Annotated in this window: 17 protein-coding genes and 3 pseudogenes; 10 read left to right on the plus strand and 10 right to left on the minus strand. The window is 41.3% G+C overall.

Annotation, left to right across the window (positions count from 1 at the left end; genetic code table 11):
- Positions 1 to 4 precede the first annotated feature (4 nt).
- From HT715_RS07290 to HT715_RS07330, 9 genes and pseudogenes are all read right to left on the minus strand, one after another.
- Positions 5 to 433: pseudogene (locus HT715_RS07290) on the minus strand (transposase); the annotation flags it as partial.
- Between the two features lie 61 nt (positions 434 to 494).
- A complete protein-coding gene (gene phoU, locus HT715_RS07295; protein WP_001245788.1) occupies positions 495 to 1,145 on the minus strand; it encodes a phosphate signaling complex protein PhoU in 651 nt (216 codons plus the stop codon).
- Positions 1,146 to 1,159: 14 nt separating this feature from the next.
- A complete protein-coding gene (gene pstB, locus HT715_RS07300) occupies positions 1,160 to 1,912 on the minus strand; it encodes a phosphate ABC transporter ATP-binding protein PstB (protein WP_000536446.1) in 753 nt (250 codons plus the stop codon).
- Position 1,913: 1 nt separating this feature from the next.
- A complete protein-coding gene (pstA, locus tag HT715_RS07305; protein ID WP_000049768.1) occupies positions 1,914 to 2,729 on the minus strand; it encodes a phosphate ABC transporter permease PstA in 816 nt (271 codons plus the stop codon).
- A complete protein-coding gene (pstC, locus tag HT715_RS07310; RefSeq protein ID WP_166727422.1) occupies positions 2,722 to 3,585 on the minus strand; it encodes a phosphate ABC transporter permease subunit PstC in 864 nt (287 codons plus the stop codon). Before pstC ends, pstA begins: the two co-directional genes overlap by 8 nt.
- 117 nt (positions 3,586 to 3,702) lie before the next feature.
- Positions 3,703 to 4,578: a substrate-binding domain-containing protein gene (locus tag HT715_RS07315; RefSeq protein ID WP_023939915.1), complete on the minus strand. Its 876-nt coding sequence runs from the start codon at positions 4,576 to 4,578 to the stop codon at positions 3,703 to 3,705.
- A gap of 166 nt (positions 4,579 to 4,744) precedes the next feature.
- Positions 4,745 to 6,076 carry an ATP-binding protein gene (locus HT715_RS07320; protein ID WP_023935331.1) on the minus strand — a complete coding sequence of 444 codons (1,332 nt, stop codon included), beginning with the start codon at positions 6,074 to 6,076 and terminating at the stop codon, positions 4,745 to 4,747.
- Complete coding sequence (locus HT715_RS07325) at positions 6,077 to 6,784, minus strand: response regulator transcription factor (RefSeq protein WP_000166478.1); 708 nt, start codon at positions 6,782 to 6,784, stop codon at positions 6,077 to 6,079.
- Positions 6,785 to 6,867: 83 nt separating this feature from the next.
- Positions 6,868 to 7,008, minus strand: a pseudogene (locus tag HT715_RS07330) (cupin domain-containing protein); the annotation flags it as partial.
- Here HT715_RS07330 and HT715_RS07335 point away from each other — a divergent pair.
- Positions 7,001 to 7,513, plus strand: a pseudogene (locus HT715_RS07335) (transposase); the annotation flags it as partial. The pseudogenes HT715_RS07330 and HT715_RS07335 sit on opposite strands and share 8 nt — an antisense overlap.
- A gap of 190 nt (positions 7,514 to 7,703) precedes the next feature.
- On the opposite strand, the gene argS reads toward HT715_RS07335, so the two are convergent.
- A complete protein-coding gene (argS, locus tag HT715_RS07340) occupies positions 7,704 to 9,395 on the minus strand; it encodes an arginine--tRNA ligase (RefSeq protein WP_023935327.1) in 1,692 nt (563 codons plus the stop codon).
- Between the two features lie 135 nt (positions 9,396 to 9,530).
- Between argS and argR the strand changes: the two genes are divergently transcribed.
- The 9 genes from argR to HT715_RS07385 all read left to right on the plus strand — a co-directional run bounded on the left by argR (position 9,531) and on the right by HT715_RS07385 (position 21,046).
- Positions 9,531 to 9,977 carry an arginine repressor gene (gene argR, locus HT715_RS07345; RefSeq protein ID WP_001231476.1) on the plus strand — a complete coding sequence of 149 codons (447 nt, stop codon included), beginning with the start codon at positions 9,531 to 9,533 and terminating at the stop codon, positions 9,975 to 9,977.
- A gap of 50 nt (positions 9,978 to 10,027) precedes the next feature.
- Positions 10,028 to 12,562 (plus strand): DNA mismatch repair protein MutS, encoded by a 2,535-nt coding sequence (gene mutS / locus HT715_RS07350; protein ID WP_172922879.1) that lies wholly within the window; start codon positions 10,028 to 10,030, stop codon positions 12,560 to 12,562.
- A 145-nt stretch (positions 12,563 to 12,707) separates the two neighbouring features.
- Entirely contained in the window at positions 12,708 to 14,414 is a 1,707-nt protein-coding gene (gene patA / locus HT715_RS07355) for a multidrug efflux ABC transporter subunit PatA (protein WP_138701930.1), read from the plus strand.
- A 1-nt stretch (position 14,415) separates the two neighbouring features.
- A complete protein-coding gene (gene patB / locus HT715_RS07360; RefSeq protein WP_172922880.1) occupies positions 14,416 to 16,182 on the plus strand; it encodes a multidrug efflux ABC transporter subunit PatB in 1,767 nt (588 codons plus the stop codon).
- Positions 16,183 to 16,450: 268 nt separating this feature from the next.
- Complete coding sequence (locus HT715_RS07365) at positions 16,451 to 17,140, plus strand: gamma-glutamyl-gamma-aminobutyrate hydrolase family protein (protein ID WP_138701932.1); 690 nt, start codon at positions 16,451 to 16,453, stop codon at positions 17,138 to 17,140.
- 167 nt (positions 17,141 to 17,307) lie between these two features.
- Entirely contained in the window at positions 17,308 to 18,657 is a 1,350-nt protein-coding gene (locus HT715_RS07370; protein WP_000018268.1) for a glucose-6-phosphate isomerase, read from the plus strand.
- 127 nt (positions 18,658 to 18,784) lie between these two features.
- On the plus strand, positions 18,785 to 20,245 hold the full coding sequence (gltX, locus tag HT715_RS07375) for a glutamate--tRNA ligase (RefSeq protein WP_000031054.1): 1,461 nt from the start codon (positions 18,785 to 18,787) through the stop codon (positions 20,243 to 20,245).
- A gap of 13 nt (positions 20,246 to 20,258) precedes the next feature.
- The gene (locus tag HT715_RS07380; RefSeq protein WP_138701461.1) at positions 20,259 to 20,693 is read left to right on the plus strand and encodes a cytidine deaminase; all 435 of its coding nucleotides are present in this window, start codon (positions 20,259 to 20,261) and stop codon (positions 20,691 to 20,693) included.
- Positions 20,694 to 20,806: 113 nt separating this feature from the next.
- Positions 20,807 to 21,046: a hypothetical protein gene (locus HT715_RS07385; protein WP_000907299.1), complete on the plus strand. Its 240-nt coding sequence runs from the start codon at positions 20,807 to 20,809 to the stop codon at positions 21,044 to 21,046.
- The last annotated feature ends 179 nt before the right edge of the window (positions 21,047 to 21,225 follow it).

The following is a 21,225-nucleotide window of genomic DNA, read 5'->3' on the forward strand; positions in this document are numbered from 1 at the left end:
TACACTACACGACGCACGTCCGATCTTGCCCTCTAGCTCTATATGGAATAGGGAGTATCAGATTTATCTGGCAGATTGTATCAAATAAGGCTTGAAATTGTTTTGAATAGGCGTATAGACTTGAGAATTTGAGAATATGTCGTCTAGCAGTAGAGACATATTTTCCGGCAATATGAAGGAAGAGAGGTCGAAAACGCTTGATAGTCAAGGCCTTTACTTCATCACCAGCTAGCTGCTTTAAAAAGAGGTAGAGATTATAAGCCAGATAGCCCATCATCATACGTACTTCATTCTTAACCATGGTCGAACTATCTGTCTTATCCCCAAAGAATCCTGCTTTCCTTTCTTTGATAAAGTTTTCAGCATTCCCTCGTTCACGATAGAATTGAAACAGCTCCTCACTATCTACACTGCTTAAATTGGTCAAATGAACTTTTTTACAACCATAAAAAAGAGCACTTAATCGTACTCTTCTCTTTTAAGGATTAGTTGAATTAATTCAAATCCACTAGTTCTCCTGTTTCTAGGTAGACTAGGCGTTCACAAATGTTAGCAATGTAATCAGCGAAGCGTTCCAGATGCCCTATGATATAAAGGTATTGAGTTCCATTGGGAATTGAGGTTTCTTGGTCTTTCATAAGTCCAATGATTTCCTTTGATAAGGCATAATAATATTGGTCAATCTGTTCATCTTTTTGAGCAATACTAATAGCTTTTGAGGCTTGGTGCAAAGGAAAGGCAACCAATAAATCGGCTAGCATGCTGAGGGATAATTTACCCATTTGGTGTAACTGTTCTTCGTCAGGGGCTAGTTGATTTTCTTTTAGTTGCAAAACAGCTTTGGCAATGCCTGCCATATGGTCTCCCATACGTTCAAGGTCTGAACAAGAAGACATGATGCTAATCACAAATCGAAGGTCAGACACTTGTGGCTGCTGCAAGGCCAACAAACGGGCACAGGTCAATTCGATAGCGCTTTGACCTTGGTTGATAGCATGATCCTTATTGATAATTAGCTCTGCCATCTCCTTGTCTTTGGAGGCTAAGGCCAGTAAGGTTTTTGAAGCTGTTTCAAGGACAAGTTGTCCTAGTCCTAAAAAGGATTGTTCTAATTCATGCAATTCTAAATCAAATTGATTTCTCATAGGTTTTTCCTTCCTTATCCGAACCGTCCTGAAATATAGTCTTCTGTGCGCTGATCTTTTGGATTGGTAAACACGTCAACGGTATCTCCAAATTCGCAAATTTCTCCTGTTAAGAAAAAAGCAGTTTTATCTGAAATACGTGAAGCTTGTTGCATGTTATGGGTAACAATGATAATCGTATAATCCTTTTTTAGTTGCTGAATGAGGTCTTCAATTTTTAAAGTGGAGATAGGGTCTAAGGCTGAAGTCGGCTCATCCATTAACAGAATATCAGGTTCTACTGCTAAAGCTCGCGCAATGCAAAGGCGTTGCTGCTGACCGCCTGATAAGGACATGGCACTCTTTTTAAGATTATCTTTGACTTCGTCCCAAATGGCTGCCCCTTTTAAAGATTTTTCCACTAAGGCATCTAATTGTTTTTTGTCTCGAATACCATGTGTCCTTGGGCCATAAGCCACGTTATCATAGATAGACATGGCAAAGGGATTAGGCTGTTGAAAAACCATCCCTACACGCTTACGTAGCTGATTAAGGTTGAATTTGCTACTATAAATATCTTGCTCATCTAAGAGGACTTGGCCTTCAATATGGCAAGAAGGAACCAAATCGTTCATCCGATTAAGGGTTTTTAGAAAAGTTGATTTACCACAACCAGATGGGCCTATCAAGGCAGTAATCTGTCTTTCTGGTAATTGAATCGAAATATTTTTTAAGGCTTGAAAGTCCCCGTAAAATAAGTCTAGGTGTCTGACTGAAAATGTTCCCATACTAGGAAGCTCCTTTCACAAGTTTTCGAGATAATAAGCTTGATAGAGTATTTATCATTAAAACAGTAATAATCAAAATCACACCGGTAGCATAGGCTTCATTGACATGTAGCCCCTCACTTGACAGCATATACATATGCAGGGCTAGAGAACGACCTGAAGACATGAGACTACTTGGCGTATTGGTAGAGGTACCTAATGTATACATGAGGGCAGCTGTCTCACCAACGATACGGCCAATAGCTAGTATCACTCCAGCTAAAATACCTGGCATGGCAACTGGTAGAACAATTCTAAAAACAGTCCGTAACTTACCTGCCCCAAGTCCATAACTTGCTTGACGCATGCTATCACTAACAGATAAAAGGGCTTCTTCTGTTGAGCGAATAATGACTGGCAACACCATGATGACTGAGGTTAAGATTCCTGATAACAGAGAGTATTGAAAACCTAAGAAGACTACAAAGAAGAGCATGCCAAACAGACCAAAAACAATGGAAGGAATCCCAGACAAGGTATCTGAGGCCAATCGCATGATTTTAACACAAAGGGAATCTTTTTTTGTATATTCCACAAGATAAAAACCAGCAAAAATCCCTATGGGCAAGGCTAAAAGAAGAGCACCAAAGACCAGAATAACGGTGGAAATAATCGCTGGCATAAGGGAAATGTTCTCAGAAGTATAAGTCCAAGAAAAGAGGGATAGACTTAGATGAGGTAAGCCTTTGATGAGGATAAAACCAATGATTAAAAAGAGAGAGCCAAAGGTTAAAGCTGAAAAACAATAAACGAGAAGTTTTAGCAGGTATTTACTCATAAGATGATTTTCCTTTCAAGTAGGCAAAGTAGGCATTAATCAAGAGAATAAGGAAAAAGAGAACTGCTGAGGTTGCAATAAGGGCTTCCCTATGCTGACCTGATGCGTAAGCCATTTCCAGAACAATATTGGTTGTTAAGGTTCTGGTTCCTGAAAAGAGTCCACTTGGAATAATCGGCTGGTTGCCTGCCACCAAAATAACTGCCATGGTTTCGCCTACTGCGCGACCGATTCCTAAAATAACTGCTGATAAAATACCAGATCTCGCAGCTGGCAAGATGACACTAAAAATACTCCGTTCATGACTAGCTCCTAGAGCCAAGCTACCAGAATAATACGTTTTGGGAATTGTTCGGATAGCAGATTCTGACAAACTGATAATGGTTGGCAAAATCATTATTCCTAATAGTAACGAAGCGGTTAGGACACTCATGCCATTTCCTAAAAAGCTTCTAATCCAAGGCACCAATAATTGTAGGCCGAAAAAACCATAAACAATAGATGGAATGGCCGCCATCAAGTTGATAGCTGATTTTAAGAAGCCATAGACGGGCTTTGGACAATAATAAACCATAAACACCGATGTCAAGATGCCTGTTGGCACCCCAATCACAATCGCTCCTAAGGTAATTAATAAGGAACCAACAATCATTGGTAAAATACCATAGCTTGCCGGATTGTTCGTTGGCGACCAATCACTGCCTAATAAAAAACGGGTAAAGCCGTAGTTAGCCATGAAAGGCAAGCCATTACTAAAAATAAAGAAACAGATTAGCAAAATAGCTACAACAGCTACTGCTGCACTCATGAAAAAAATTGCCCTAAAAACTGCTTCCTTGAAGGCTTGTTTTGTCACATTTTGTCCTTTCTAGTGAAGAAAGTAAGGGAGATGCGACACCTCCCTACTTGCCTTCTTTATCTTATTGTACGATGAAACGTCTGCATCTCTTTAGAGATTTATGGAGCAAACATTTTATTTAATTTTGTCCCAGGTGGTTAATTTGCCACTAAAAACGTCTGCAAGTTTAGCCATACTGACTTGGCTTGCCTTATTGTCATTATTGACCACAACAGCAATACCGTCTAAAGCAATAGCATCATGGCTGAGACTCTCACCTTCTTCAGGAGTTAATTCCCTAGAAACCATACCAATATCAGCGGTTTTCTCCTTAGCAGCGGTAATACCTGCTGAAGACCCATTAGAGGTAATATCAATCGTAACTTCGGGATTTTCTTTTTTATAAGCTTCTGCTAATTTTTCCATTAAAGAAGATACTGAAGTGGAACCTACAACAGACAACTTGCCTGATAAGTGTTGGCTTGTATATTCTGTGGTTTCGGTTTTAGCTTCAATAAATTTATTATCTGTGACCACTTGTTGACCTTGTTTGGAGTGGATAAAGCTGATAAAATCTTGACCTAGCTTGGAAAGATTAGAAGACCAAACAATGTTGAAGGGACGTTGAAGAGGGTATTTACCATCTAAAACTGTGTCTCGACTAGCCTTGATACCATCAATCTCTAAAGCCTTGACAGATTTCGTTAAAGATCCCAAGGAGATGTAGCCGATAGCATTAGCATTCCCTTGAACTGCTGAGAGAACACCTTCTGTGCTATTTTGAATCACAGCTGTTTTGGCAGTGTTGTCAATTTTTTTATCACCGTCTTTTTTGAGAATCCCTGTGATTTCTGTGAAGGCACCCCGTGTTCCAGAGCCATTTTCTCGTGAAATCACCTCAATCGTTTCTGAAGCTGACTGTTTGGAAGCAGATGACTGATTGCCACAGGCAACAAGCCCAAATCCTGATAAGCCAATGGCTGCAAGAGTAAGCATTTTTTTGAATTTCATAATAATCACCTTTATTTCTATGTATTTTTCTTGTGTAGGATTACTACACTTATAGTCTAACAAGTCTTTGTAAAGGTTTATCCCTGATTCATGTAAAGATTGTGTAAAGAATCAAAAAAAGCCACTTTTGAAAAGTGGCTGCTCCTAAAAATAGCTTTAAAAATTATTAGTCCTGTGCGAAAGATTGGTTAGGAAGAAAAATCGTGAAGCAACTGCCTCTGCCAAGCTGACTCGTCACCGTGACTTGGCCACCTAATAATTGACTAAGTTCTTTGACAATAGCAAGGCCAAGACCAGTGCCACCAGTTTGTCTGCTTCGACCTTTATTAACTCGGTAAAAACGTTCAAAAATACGATCCTGCTCTAATTGACTAATACCAATCCCTGTATCTGACACAGAAATCTTAATGCCTTCGTTCACCTTTTGGGTCTTGACCTCAATTTTTCCCCCTTGTTCAGTGTAACGGATGGCATTGGTTAAAAGATTGAGTAAGATTTGGGAAAGTAATTGACTATCTGATACGAGGGTGATATCATCTGGCACCTGCACCTTTAGCTGTAAATCCTTCTTCTTGAGCTGAGGTTGCACGCTTTGAGTCAAATCCTGTACAAATTCTGCCAAAGAAAGGGTCGTCCATTGTATAGGCATTTGTTGAGCCTTAGATAAGGTAAGAAGATGCTCAACAATATGCTCAAGACGCAAGCTTTCTTTGTAAATAATGTCTAGAAAGTCATCCTTGAGCGCTTCTTCTTCAGCTGACATCTCCTTAATGGTTTCAGCAAAGCCCTTAATCGAAGTAACTGGTGTCCTCAATTCATGGGAGGCATTTGAGACAAAGGCTAAATTTAACTTTTCATAAGTTCTAATCGTTGTTAAATCATATAACAAGACGAGCACAGCTTCCACAGATTGGGTGGGGCTAAAAACGGGAACTGCTGTCACTTCTAAAATCAGGTCACCCTCATGAAACCCACTTACTTCTTGTTTTAACCTTGTTTTTTGATCGAAGGCTTGGTGAACTAAATTCCGAATATCCATCCGTTTGAGGTCATCAAGTGAACTTATGTCGCCGTCCACATCGGGAAAATAATGAGGCAGAGAGCGACTGGATAATAACATCTGACCTTGAGCGGAAACTAAAAACGTCCCCATGGTTAGGTGCGACAGAAGAACCTCCATTGTTTCGGCTAGGTCCTTGTATTGCTGATCCTGTTGGGAGACTTTGGTTTTTAGGCCAGACACATACTGAGCCAAAGACTTTAAGTCTTCTTGCCCTTTTTCTAAAAAGTATTCACTACTGGTCAAGAGAGGTTGGTGCAAGGTCTCAAAAGCAACTTCCCATTTCCAAAGGCAAAAGAGCCAGTAGCTACCTAGTCCCAAAGAAAGGGCTAGAAGAAAGAGACCGATGCCTTTACTGATCCAAGTTAATGCCATCCCTGCAATCAGAATGAGGCTAACACTTAGATTGACTAGCCAAAATTGAAGGTAGCGTTTCATCTATAACTCCTTGAACTTATAACCATAACCCCGAATGGTTCGAATAAATTGAGGGGCTTTAGGATTGTCTTCAATTTTTTCCCTCAACTTACCAATATGAACGTCCACCAAACGTGTTTCCTGCCCAAAGTCATACCCCCAGATACGTTCCAAAAGACGCTCTCTAGTCAGTGTCATGTTGGGATGTTTCATAAGATAGAGCAAGAGTTCAAATTCTTTTGGGGTCAAACTCAGTAACTTATTCGCCTTGTAGACTTCATGACGCTCAGGGTATACTTTCAAGGTCCCAAATAGCCAAGAATCGTCAGCGATATTATCTGAATCATCTCCTTCTTGTTCTCCTTTAGTTCGCCTGAGGACAGCCTTGACACGCGCCAGCAATTCTCTAGGGCTAAAAGGCTTGGTCAGGTAGTCATCAGCCCCTAATTCCAAGGCCAAAACCTTATCAAATTCATCACTTTTCGCAGAAACCATCATAATTGGAGTTTTGACGCCTTTGGCTCTCAGCCGCTTACAAACTTCTATGCCATCTAATTGTGGTAACATGATATCAAGCAAGATAAAATCAAAGGGTTCTGTTTCTGCCAAAGCTAAGGCCTTCCGTCCATTTGTTACCAATTGAGTAGAAAAGCCTTCCTTACTTAAATGGTAGTCAAGCAATCTCAGAATGTGTTCTTCATCATCCACTAATAAGACTTGTTTTGTCATCTATTATCTCCTATTGGTAACATTATAACACAATTATCAGAAATCCGAACATTGCTAAATCAGATTAAATTTGCTTATCAAGACTAGGATCTGGTCAAACGCTCAATCATCTCCTTGTGCTCTAGATAGGTCGCCAGTAGATCTACCCTTTCAAATAATTCAAAATCCTCAAATTCAAAACCAGGAGCAACAAGACAAGAAACCAGAGCATAATCCTTATCAACTTCAAGAACTCCTCTCAGTTCTGAGGATACGGTAATGATTGATGCGACGGAAGTAAAAATCAATCGCCTTAAAAAACAATTAGCGAATGATTCTGGTAAAAAGAAATGCCACGCTATGAAGGCTCAAGCGATTGTCACAAGTCAAGGGAGAATTGTTTCTTTGGAGATCACTGTGAACTATTGTCATGATATGAAGTTGTTCAAAATGAGTCGCAGAAATATCGGACAAGCTGGTAAAATCTTGGCTGACAGTGGTTATCAAGGAATCATGAAGATATATCCTCAAGCACAAACTCCACGTAAATCCAGCAAACTCAAGCCGCTAACAGCTGAAGAGAAAGCCTGTAACCATGCGCTATCTAAGGAGAGAATCAAGGTTGAGAACATCTTTGCCAAAGTAAAAACGTTTAAAATGTTTTCAACAACCTATCGAAATCATCGTAAACGCTTCGGATTACGAATGAATTTGATTGCTGGTATTATCAATCATGAACTAGGATTCTAGTTTTGCAGGAAGTCTATTATTTGGTTAGGTGAATTAGTGAAGCGTTTAGGCAAGTGTCTCTGGTTACGACGTAAAGAAACATAAATCGATCATATTTATGTCCTAAAACTAGTGAAGCGCCTAGCCAAAGTCCGAATAGGATTTGGCGTTAGTTACTTAGATTGCTTTGCAATCAAGTAACTTTGGCGATTTACATCTTCTCTGGCGCTTCTACTCCAAGCAAGCGAAGGGCTTCTTTGAGAACGACTGCGGTTGCGTAGCTGAGGGCTAGACGGCTGTCGCGTTCTGGGCTTTCATCCAAGATACGTGTATGTGCATAGTATTTGTTAAAGGATTGAGCTAGGTTAATTGCAAATTTAGCAATGATAGAAGGTTCAAAGTTATCTGCCGCACGGTTGATAATACGTGGGAAGTCTTGAATGAGTTTAATGATTTCCCAGCTTTCAGCATCATTCAAGCTATAGTTGCCAGCTGTTTCTGGTTTGAAATCCGCTTTGCGTAAGATCGATTGGATACGAGCGTAGGCGTATTGAACATAAGGTCCAGTTTCACCCTCGAAGGATACCATGGCCTCTAAGTCGAAGTCATATCCGTTTGTACGGTCAGTCTTGAGGTCATAGAACTTAATGGCTCCAACCCCAACAGCATGTGCTACCTGATCTTTATTTTCAAGTTCAGGATTTTTAGCTTCAATTTGGGCTTTTGCACGACTAATAGCCTCTGCAACAGTGGGCTCTAGCAAGATGACATTCCCTTTACGGGTAGAGAGTTTTTTCCCTTCTTTTGTAACCAAACCAAAAGGAACATGAGTAATGTCGTCACTCCAATCGTAGCCCATCTCTTGCAAGACAGCTTTGAGCTGTTTAAAGTGGGCAGATTGCTCTTGACCAACGACGTAGATAGATTTAGCAAATTGGTATTCGTTTTTACGGTAAAGGGCTGCAGCCAAGTCACGTGTGATATAGAGAGTTGCACCATCAGATTTTTTGATAAGGGCTGGATGCTCAATTCCATATTTCTCAAGATTCACAACTTGGGCACCTTCTGATTCAACAAGAAGGCCTTTTTCAGAAAGAATGTCTACAACTGCATCCATCTTATCGTTGTAGAAGGCTTCTCCGTTATAGCTGTCAAAATCAACCTGCAATTCATTGTAAAGGCGGTTAAATTCCACCAAACTTTCATCACGGAACCATTGCCAGAGAGCGAGGGCTTCCTCATCTCCATTTTCCAGTTTACGGAACCATTCGCGTGCTTCTTCATCCAAGCTAGGGTCATTTTCAGCCTCAGCATTGATGCGGACATAGAGTTTAAGAAGTTCATCAATTGGATGAGCTTTTACAGCTTCTTCGTCGCCCCATTTTTTGTAGGCAACAATCAACATCCCAAACTGTTTACCCCAGTCTCCCAAGTGGTTGACCTTGACTGTTTGATAACCGATTTTTTGGAAAATATGTGATAAGCTATCTCCGATGACAGTTGAGCGCAGGTGACCAATAGAAAATGGTTTAGCGATATTGGGACTAGACATATCGATAACAACATTTTCTTGTTTGCCAATAGTTTGGTCAGCATAGTGTTCTTTTTCAGTGATAACAGCTTGCAATACTTGAGCAGAAATGGCAGATTTATCAAGGAAAAAGTTGACGTAAGGTCCTGTTGCAACAACCTTTTCAAAGGATTGGCTGTTAATTTTTTCAGCCAGTTCAGCCGCGATCATTTGAGGTGCTTTACGTTCGACTTTTGCAAGAGAAAAAGCAGGGAAAGCAATGTCTCCCATTTCTGAGTTTTTAGGGGTTTCCAGTAAATTTAAAATAGCCTCTTGGTCCAGGCTATCAATGACGCTAGCCAATTCGCTAGCAATCAATTCTTTTGTATTCATTAAGAGCTCCTTTTTGGACTTTTCTACTATTTTATCACAATTTTAAAGAAAGAAGAAAAAATTTTTGAAATCTCCCGTTTTTTTGGTATAATATAGTTATAAAAATAGTTATAAATATTCACATAAGAGGATTTTATGAGAAAAAGAGATCGTCATCAGTTAATAAAAAAAATGATTACTGAGGAAAAATTAAGTACACAAAAAGAAATTCAAGATCGGTTGGAGGCGCACAATGTTTTTGTGACGCAGACAACCCTGTCTCGTGATTTGCGCGAAATCGGCTTGACCAAGGTCAAGAAAAATGATATGGTGTATTATGTACTAGCAAATGAGACAGAAAAGATTGATTTGGTGGAATTTTTGTCTCATCATTTAGAAGGTGTTGCAAGAGCAGAGTTTACCTTGGTGCTTCATACCAAACTGGGAGAAGCTTCTGTTTTGGCAAATATTGTAGATGCAAACAAGGATGAATGGATTTTAGGAACAGTTGCTGGTGCCAATACCTTATTGGTCATTTGTCGAGACCAGCACGTTGCCAAACTCATGGAAGATCGTTTGCTAGATTTGATGAAAGATAAGTAAGGTCTTGAGAGTTGCTCTCAAGACTTATTTTTGACAAGGAGAGACGGACAATGGCGACAGAAAAGCTATCACCTGGCATGCAACAGTATGTGGAGATTAAAAAGCAATATCCAGATGCGTTTTTGCTCTTTCGGATGGGTGATTTTTATGAATTATTTTATGAGGATGCGGTCAATGCTGCGCAGATTCTGGAAATTTCCTTAACGAGTCGCAACAAGAATGCCGACAATCCGATTCCTATGGCGGGTGTCCCCTATCATTCTGCCCAACAGTATATCGATGTCTTGATTGAGCAGGGCTATAAGGTGGCTATCGCAGAGCAGATGGAAGATCCTAAACAAGCAGTTGGGGTTGTGAAACGAGAGGTTGTTCAGGTCATTACGCCAGGGACAGTGGTCGATAGCAGTAAGCCGAACAGTCAGAATAATTTTTTGGTTGCCATAGACCGTGCTGGCAATCAATTTGGCCTAGCTTATATGGACCTGGTGACGGGTGACTTTTATGTGACAGGTCTTTTGGATTTCACGCTGGTTTGTGGGGAAATCCGTAATCTCAAGGCTCGAGAAGTGGTGCTGGGCTATGACTTGTCTGAGGAAGAGGAACAAATCCTTAGTCGTCAGATGAATCTGGTACTTTCCTATGAAAAAGAAGGCTTTGAAGACCTTCATTTACTGGATTCACGATTGGCAGCTGTGGAGCAAGCGGCATCTAGTAAATTGCTCCAGTATGTTCATCGGACTCAGATGAGGGAATTGAACCACCTCAAGCCTGTTATCCGCTATGAAATCAAAGATTTCTTGCAGATGGATTATGCGACCAAGGCTAGTCTGGATTTGGTTGAGAATGCTCGTTCAGGCAAGAAGCAAGGCAGTCTTTTCTGGCTTTTGGATGAAACCAAAACGGCTATGGGGATGCGTCTCTTGCGTTCTTGGATTCATCGTCCTTTGATTGATAAGGAACGAATCGTCCAACGTCAAGAAGTGGTGCAGGTCTTTCTTGACCACTTCTTTGAGCGTAGTGATTTGACAGACAGTCTCAAGGGTGTTTATGACATTGAGCGCTTGGCTAGTCGTGTTTCTTTTGGCAAGACCAATCCCAAGGATCTCTTGCAGTTGGCGACTACCTTGTCTAGTGTGCCACGGATTCGTGCGATTTTAGAAGGGATGGAGCAACCTGCTCTAGCCTATCTCATCGCACAACTGGATGGAATTCCTGAGTTGGAGAGTTTGATTAGCGCAGCGATTGCTCCTGAAGCTCCTCATGTGATTACAGAAGGTGGTATTATCCGAACTGGATTTGATGAGACTTTAGACAAGTACCGTCGCGTTCTCAGAGAAGGGACTGGCTGGATTGCTGAGATTGAGGCTAAGGAACGCGAAAACTCTGGTATCAGTACGCTCAAGATTGACTATAATAAAAAGGATGGCTACTATTTCCATGTGACCAATTCACAACTGGGAAATGTGCCTGCTCACTTTTTCCGCAAGGCGACGCTGAAAAACTCAGAACGCTTCGGTACCGAGGAATTAGCTCGTATCGAAGGCGACATGTTGGAGGCGCGTGAGAAGTCAGCTAACCTAGAGTACGAAATTTTTATGCGCATTCGTGAAGAGGTCGGCAAGTACATTCAGCGTTTGCAGGCTCTAGCTCAAGGAATTGCGACCGTTGATGTCTTGCAAAGTCTGGCGGTTGTAGCTGAAACCCAGCATTTGATTCGACCTGAATTCGGAGATGATTCGCGAATTGATATCCAGAAAGGGCGCCATGCTGTCGTTGAAAAGGTTATGGGGGCTCAGACCTATATTCCCAATACGATTCAGATGGCAGAAGATACCAGTATTCAACTGATTACAGGACCCAACATGAGCGGGAAGTCAACCTACATGCGTCAGTTAGCCATGACGGCGATAATGGCCCAGTTGGGCTCTTATGTGCCAGCAGAAAGCGCCCATTTACCTATTTTTGATGCTATCTTTACCCGTATCGGAGCAGCCGATGATTTGGTTTCAGGCCAATCAACCTTCATGGTGGAGATGATGGAGGCCAACAATGCCATTTCGCATGCAACAAAGAATTCCTTGATTCTTTTTGATGAGTTAGGTCGTGGAACTGCAACTTATGACGGGATGGCTCTTGCCCAGTCCATCATCGAATACATCCATGAACATATCGGAGCCAAGACCCTCTTTGCGACCCACTACCATGAGTTGACTAGTCTGGAGTCTAGTTTACAACACTTGGTCAATGTCCACGTGGCAACCTTGGAGCAGGATGGGCAGGTCACCTTCCTTCACAAGATTGAACCAGGGCCAGCTGATAAATCCTACGGTATCCATGTTGCCAAGATTGCTGGCTTGCCAGCAGACCTTTTAGCAAGGGCGGATAAGATTTTGACTCAGTTAGAGAATCAGGGTACAGAAAGTCCTGCTCCTATGAAACAAACAAGTACTGTCTCAGAACAAATTTCACTCTTTGATACGGCTGAAGAACATCCTATCCTAGCAGAATTAGCTAAACTGGATGTTTACAATATGACACCTATGCAGGCTATGAATGTCTTGGTCGAGTTAAAACAGAAACTATAAAGAGAAAATTACTAGTCATTCTAGCTATATCAAGGAGACTTCTTTGACAAGTTCCCACTTTTTTGCTAGAATAGCATCACACAAACAGAATGAAAAGGAGCTGACGCATTGTCGCTCCCTTTTGTCTATTTTTTAAGGAGAAAGTATGCTGATTCAGAAAATAAAAACCTACAAGTGGCAGGCCTTAGCTTCGCTCCTGATGACGGGCTTGATGGTTGCTAGTTCACTTCTGCAACCGCGTTATCTGCAGGAAGTCTTAGACGCCCTCCTTGCTGGAAAATATGAAGCTATTTATAGTATAGGGGCTTGGTTGATTGGTGTGGCCTTGGTCGGTCTGGTTGCTGGTGGGCTCAATGTTATCCTTGCAGCCTATATTGCCCAAGGGGTTTCATCAGACCTTCGGGAGGATGCCTTCCGTAAAATCCAAACCTTTTCTTATGCCAATATTGAACAATTTAATGCGGGAAATCTAGTTGTTCGCATGACAAATGACATCAACCAGATTCAGAACGTCGTCATGATGACCTTCCAAATTCTTTTCAGACTCCCCCTCTTGTTCATCGGTTCGTTTATCCTGGCGGTTCAAACCCTTCCTTCTCTGTGGTGGGTGATTGTTCTCATGGTAGTCTTGATTTTTGGTTTGACTGCTGTCATGATGGGAATGATGGGACCTCGTTTTGCCAAGTTTCAAACCCTTCTTGAACGCATCAATGCCATTGCCAAGGAAAATTTGCGTGGCGTTCGTGTGGTCAAGTCCTTTGTCCAAGAAAAAGAGCAATTTGCTAAGTTTACGGAGATTTCAGACGAACTTCTCGGTCAAAACCTTTACATTGGTTATGCCTTTTCAGTAGTGGAACCCTTTATGATGTTGGTCGGCTACGGGGCGGTTTTCCTCTCTATTTGGCTGGTTGCTGGAATGGTTCAGTCGAATCCGTCTGTTGTTGGTTCCATTGCTTCCTTTGTCAATTACCTAAGCCAGATTATCTTTACCATTGTTATGGTTGGATTTTTGGGAAATTCTGTCAGTCGTGCTATGATTTCCATGCGTCGTATTCGAGAAGTTCTTGATGCAGAGCCAGCCATGACCTTCAAGGATGTACCAGATGAAGAGTTGGTCGGAAGTCTTAGCTTTGAAAATGTGACCTTTACCTATCCAATGGATAAGGAACCGATGCTGAAAGATGTGAGCTTTACTATTGAATCTGGTCAGATGGTTGGTGTCGTTGGAGCCACTGGTGCAGGAAAATCAACCTTGGCTCAATTGATTCCACGTCTCTTTGACCCGCAGGAAGGGGCTATCAAAATCGGAGGTAAGGATATTCGCGAAGTGAGTGAAGGAACCCTGCGTAAAACTGTTTCTATCGTTCTTCAACGTGCCATTCTCTTCAGTGGAACGATTGCAGACAACTTGAGACAGGGTAAAGGAGATGCCACTCTATTTGAAATGGAGCGTGCAGCCAATATTGCCCAAGCCAGTGAATTCATTCATCGTATGGAGAAAACCTTTGAAAGTCCAGTTGAGGAACGGGGAACTAACTTCTCAGGTGGGCAAAAGCAAAGGATGTCGATTGCGCGTGGGATTGTCAGCAATCCACATATTCTGATTTTTGACGATTCGACCTCAGCCTTGGATGCCAAGTCAGAGCGCCTGGTTCAAGAAGCCTTGAATAAGGACTTGAAGGGAACAACAACCATTATCATCGCTCAAAAGATTAGCTCGGTTGTTCATGCAGATAAAATCTTGGTTCTGGATCAAGGACGATTGATTGGTCAAGGGACGCATGCAGACTTGGTTGCCAACAATGCCGTTTACCGTGAAATCTATGAGACACAGAAAGGAAAGGAGGAGTAAAATGAAGACAGTTCAATTTTTTTGGAATTATTTTAAAGTCTATAAGCTATCATTTGTAGTTGTCATCCTGATGATTGTTCTGGCTACTCTTGCCCAAGCTCTCTTTCCGATATTTTCTGGACAAGCAGTGACGCAGCTAGCTAATTTAGTTCAAGCTTATCAAGATGGCAATCCAGAACTTGTTTGGCAAAGTCTATCAGGAATCATGGTCAATCTTGGCCTGCTAGTTTTGGTTTTATTTATCTCTAGTGTGGTATACATGTGTCTCATGACGCGCGTGATTGCAGAGTCGACCAACGAGATGCGCAAAGGCCTCTTCGGTAAGCTTGCTCGCTTGACGGTTTCTTTCTTTGACCGTCGACAAGATGGGGATATCTTGTCTCGTTTTACCAGTGATTTGGATAATATCCTCCAAGCCTTTAACGAAAGCTTGATTCAGGTCATGAGCAATATTGTTTTATACATTGGTCTGATTCTTGTCATGTTTTCGAGAAATGTGACGCTGGCTCTCATCACCATTGCCAGCACACCCGTGGCCTTCCTCATGCTGATTTTCATCGTGAAAATGGCACGCAAATACACCAACCTCCAGCAGAAAGAGGTAGGGAAGCTCAACGCCTATATGGATGAGAGTATCTCAGGCCAAAAAGCTGTCATTGTGCAAGGGATTCAAAAGGATATGATGGCAGGATTTCTTGAACAAAATGAGCGCGTGCGCAGGGCAACCTTTAAAGGAAGAATGTTCTCTGGAATTCTGTTCCCTGTCATGAATGGGATGAGTCTGGTTAATACAGCCGTCGTCATCTTTGCGGGTTCAGCTGTACTTTTAAATGATAAGACTATTGAAACAAGTACAGCTCTAGGTTTGATTGTTATGTTTGCCCAATTTTCACAGCAGTACTACCAGCCTATTATCCAAGTTGCAGCTAGTTGGGGAAGCCTTCAGTTAGCCTTTACTGGGGCTGAACGGATTCAGGAAATGTTTGACGCAGAGGAAGAAATCCGACCTGAAAAGGCTCCAATCTTCACTCAGTTGCAAGAAGGTGTTGAAATCAGTCATATTGATTTCTCGTATTTGCCTGATAAACCTATTTTGAAAGATGTCAGCATTTCCGCTCCGAAAGGACAGATGACGGCGGTTGTTGGTCCAACAGGTTCAGGGAAAACGACTATTATGAACCTCATCAATCGCTTTTATGATGTTGATGCTGGTGGGATTTATTTTGACGGCAAAGACATCCGTGACTATGATTTAGATAGTCTCAGAAGCAAGGTGGGAATTGTCTTGCAAGATTCAGTCTTATTTAGTGGAACCATTCGAGACAATATCCGTTTTGGTGTGCCAGATGCTAGTCAGGAAATGGTTGAGTCAGCAGCCAAAGCAACCCATATTCACGACTATATCGAAAGTTTACCTGACAAATACGATACTCTTATAGATGATGAGCAGAGCATCTTTTCGACTGGACAGAAACAATTGATTTCTATCGCTCGAACCCTGATGACAGATCCAGAAGTCCTCATTCTCGATGAAGCCACTTCAAACGTAGATACGGTGACTGAAAGTAAGATTCAGCATGCCATGGAGGCGGTTGTGGCAGGCAGAACTAGTTTTGTCATTGCCCACCGTTTGAAGACCATCCTCAATGCAGACCAGATTATTGTTCTCAAAGATGGAGAAGTCATTGAACGCGGTAACCACCATGAACTTCTGAAACTAGGTGGATTCTACTCAGAACTCTATCACAATCAATTTGTCTTTGAATAAGAAAAAAGTTGTCCTATTCGGGCAGCTTTTTCTTGTCCATAAAAAATATTTATCACAGCCTTAAAAAAAACATATTAGACGAAAGACGTTTTGAGTGATATGATAGGACTATCGTTATACTCAATGAAAATCAAAGAGCAAACTAGGAAGCTAGCCGTAGGTTGCTCAAAGCACTGCTTTGNNGTCAGTAACATATATACGGTAAGGCGACGCTGACGTGGTTTGAAGAGATTTTCGAAGAGTATTAACATTCGAAAGGAGAGACATCATGACTAGAACGGTTGTAGGAGTTGCTGCAAATCTATGTCCCGTAGACGCAGAAGGAAAAAACATTCATTCATCTGTATCTTGTAGATTCGCAGAGAGCATTCGTCAAGTCGGTGGTCTCCCTTTAGTCATTCCTGTTGGTGATGAGTCAGTTGTACGCGATTATGTAGAAATGATTGACAAGCTCATCTTGACAGGTGGGCAAAATGTCCATCCTCAGTTTTATGGAGAGAAAAAGACTATTGAGAGCGATGATTATAATCTGATCCGTGACGAATTTGAATTGGCACTCTTGAAGGAAGCGCTCCGTCAGAATAAACCAATTATGGCAATCTGTCGCGGTGTCCAACTTGTTAATGTTGCCTTTGGTGGAACCCTCAATCAAGAAATCGAAGGTCACTGGCAAGGACTACCTTTCGGAACATCTCACTCTATTGAGACAGTAGAAGGAAGCGTGGTTGCCAAGCTATTCGGAAAAGAAAGTCAGGTCAACTCCGTCCATCGTCAGAGTATCAAAGAATTGGCACCTAATTTCCGTGTAACTGCTATTGATCCAAGAGACCAGACCATTGAAGCGATTGAGTCTATCGACGAACACCGTATTATCGGTTTACAGTGGCATCCAGAGTTTCTGGTTAATGAAGAAGATGGCAATTTAGAATTATTTGAGTATTTATTGAATGAACTGTAACGACTGGAACATCTAGTCGTTCTTTCTTTTTTTTCAAAATTTTTGGAATATGACATTTTTACGCAAACGTTTGAATTCTGATAAAAATTGGAGAAATTTGACAAAAAAACTTGAAAAAAACGAAGGTAAGCGTTATGATAGAAAAGAAGAAATATTGGAGGAATAACATGTCACATATTAAATTTGATTATTCAAAAGTCTTAGACAAATTTGTTGCACCACATGAAGTGGAATACATGCAATCACAAGTAACAGCAGCAGATGAATTGATCCGTAAAGGAACTGGTGCTGGTAGCGACTTCTTGGGATGGTTGGACCTTCCTGAGAACTACGACCGTGAAGAATTTGACCGTATCTTGAAAGCTGCTGAGCAAATCAAATCAGACAGCGATGTTTTGGTTGTGATCGGTATCGGTGGATCTTACCTTGGTGCCAAAGCAGCAATCGACTTCTTGAACCACCACTTTGCAAACTTGCAAACAAAAGAAGAGCGCAAGGCTCCACAAATCCTTTACGCAGGAAACTCAATCTCATCTACTTACCTTGCTGACTTGGTAGAGTATGTTGCAGACAAAGACTTCTCAGTAAACGTGATTTCTAAATCAGGTACAACAACTGAACCAGCTATCGCTTTCCGTGTTTTCAAAGAACTCTTGGTTAAGAAATACGGTCAAGAAGAAGCCAACAAACGTATCTATGCAACAACTGACCGCCAAAAAGGTGCTGTTAAGGTTGAAGCAGATGCTAACGGCTGGGAAACATTTGTTGTTCCAGATGACATCGGTGGACGCTTCTCAGTATTGACAGCCGTTGGTTTGCTTCCAATCGCTGCATCAGGAGCTGACATCAAAGCCCTTATGGAAGGTGCTAACGCAGCTCGCAAAGACTACACTTCAGATAAAATCTCTGAAAACGAAGCTTACCAATACGCAGCAGTTCGTAACATCCTTTACCGTAAAGGCTATGCAACTGAAATCTTGGTAAACTATGAGCCATCACTTCAATACTTCTCAGAATGGTGGAAACAATTGGCTGGTGAATCAGAAGGAAAAGACCAAAAAGGTATCTACCCAACTTCAGCCAACTTCTCAACTGACTTGCACTCACTTGGTCAATTCATCCAAGAAGGAACTCGTATCATGTTTGAAACAGTTGTTCGTGTTGACAAACCTCGTAAAAACGTGATTATTCCTAGCTTGGAAGAAGACCTTGATGGACTTGGTTACCTTCAAGGAAAAGACGTTGACTTTGTAAACAAAAAAGCGACTGATGGTGTTCTTCTTGCCCACACAGATGGTGATGTACCAAACATGTATGTGACTCTTCCAGAGCAAGACGCTTTCACTCTTGGTTACACAATCTACTTCTTCGAATTGGCTATCGCCCTTTCAGGTTACTTGAATGCTATCAACCCATTTGACCAACCAGGTGTTGAAGCTTACAAACGTAACATGTTTGCCCTTCTTGGAAAACCAGGATTTGAAGAATTGAGCAAAGAACTTAACGCACGTCTATAATAGAAGAAAAGAGTGGTTTGTCCACTCTTTTTACTCTCTTTATCCATAGAAATTGGACTCAGCCAAGACTTGTGATATAATATAGAGAGCAAAAAGGCAGACGCCTAGAGACTTTATAGGAGAAACTATGTCAAAAGATATCCGCGTACGTTACGCACCAAGTCCAACAGGACTACTACACATCGGGAATGCCCGTACAGCATTGTTCAACTACCTTTACGCACGTCATCATGGTGGAACTTTTATCATTCGTATCGAAGATACTGACCGTAAACGTCATGTCGAGGATGGAGAACGTTCACAGCTTGAAAACCTTCGTTGGTTAGGCATGGATTGGGATGAAAGCCCAGAAACACATGAAAATTACCGCCAGTCTGAACGTTTGGACTTGTATCAAAAATACATCGACCAATTGCTAGCTGAAGGAAAAGCCTACAAATCTTATGTTACAGAAGAAGAGTTGGCAGCTGAACGCGAACGCCAAGAAGCAGCTGGCGAAACACCACGCTACATCAATGAATACCTTGGTATGAGTGAAGAAGAAAAAGCAGCTTACATCGCAGAACGTGAAGCAGCAGGGATCATCCCAACTGTTCGTTTGGCTGTCAATGAGTCAGGTATCTACAAGTGGCATGATATGGTCAAAGGTGATATCGAATTTGAAGGTGGCAATATCGGTGGTGACTGGGTTATCCAAAAGAAAGACGGTTACCCAACTTACAACTTTGCTGTTGTTATCGATGACCACGATATGCAAATCTCTCACGTTATCCGTGGAGATGATCATATTGCTAATACACCAAAACAGCTCATGGTTTATGAAGCACTTGGTTGGGAAGCTCCAGAGTTCGGTCACATGACCTTGATTATCAACTCTGAGACTGGTAAGAAGTTATCTAAACGTGATACTAATACACTTCAATTTATCGAAGATTATCGAAAGAAAGGTTACCTTCCAGAAGCAGTCTTTAACTTTATCGCCCTTCTTGGTTGGAACCCAGGTGGCGAAGATGAGATTTTCTCTCGTGAAGAATTGATTAAACTTTTCGATGAAAACCGCCTGAGCAAGTCTCCAGCAGCCTTTGATCAGAAGAAACTCGACTGGATGAGCAATGATTATATCAAGAATGCAGACCTAGAAACTATCTTTGAAATGGCAAAACCATTCTTAGAGGAAGCAGGTCGATTGACTGACAAAGCTGAAAAATTAGTTGAGCTCTATAAACCACAAATGAAATCAGTAGATGAGATTATCCCATTGACAGATCTCTTCTTCTCAGATTTCCCAGAATTGACAGAAGCAGAGCGCGAAGTCATGGCGGGTGAAACAGTCCCAACAGTTCTTGAAGCCTTCAAAGCAAAACTTGAAGCGATGACAGATGATGAATTTGTAACAGAGAATATCTTCCCACAAATTAAAGCAGTCCAAAAAGAAACAGGTATTAAAGGGAAAAATCTTTTCATGCCTATTCGTATCGCTGTTTCAGGTGAAATGCATGGACCAGAATTGCCAGATACTATCTTCTTGTTAGGTCGTGAAAAATCAATCCAGCATATCGAAAATATGTTAAAAGAAATCTCTAAATAAGAAGGATGTAATAATGGACATCTGGGAAAAGATGTACGAAGAAGCACAGAAACTATACAATCCACATGAAGTATCAGACTTTGTTTATGCCAATCATGTTGTAGCTGCAGTAGAAGCAGAAGATGGACAAATATTTACAGGATTCTGTATGGAGGGAACCTGTGGTGTTTTCCATCTCTGTGCAGAGCGGGCGGCTCTCTTCAATATGTACCAATTTTCAGGACAAACTAAGGTTAAAAAAGTATTAGCCTTTCGAGATAAACCACCTTATGGTGGAAGTTCAGCTATACCTTGCGGTGCTTGTAGAGAATTCCTTTTAGAGCTTAATGCTGAAAATAAAGATGCAGAAGTCATGATGGACTATGATACAAGAAAAACAGTGAAAGTCGCAGAACTAATGCCCTATTGGTGGGGAGAAGAACGTGCTTCTAAGTTTAATGAGCAATAGAAGAGTCAGTACAATTCTGGCTCTTTTTACTATAATTTGAAAAACTGTACTTGAAAAAATGAAAAAAGTTTAAAAAAGTAGAAAATCTAATTGCTACTGCTATTTCCGGTGGTGTGGCAGGCATTGGTAATTTGGTAAAGAAAAAAGGATTGGCAGTTGCTAAAGCTACTTTAAGTAGGGTAGCTAAAAAAGCTGCTATTCGTTTAGGCATTTATAGCAATCGGTTATCTGAACTTCTTGAACGTATATTTGATTATATTAACATTTTCTACAATGTAGGTTATGCGGTAGCTCAATGGGTTGATGCTAGGGATGTATATCCAAATAATGGACGGATTAATTTCTGGGCTTAAATCTATGTGTAAGATTTTATTATCTTTGTTTTTGTTTGTTTTCTTATTTCATTTGCTAGCACATTACATTTTTGGATTTGATCAGTTGAGTGTTACCCAATTATTATTATCTTCGATTTTTGTTGCAGGTATCAGAAAAATTGGAGATGAGTCATAAGAGAGAAGGCAGAAGTTAGAGG

The sequence above is a fragment of the Streptococcus sp. 4155 genome (assembly GCF_013276695.1).
GTDB lineage: Bacteria > Bacillota > Bacilli > Lactobacillales > Streptococcaceae > Streptococcus > Streptococcus pseudopneumoniae.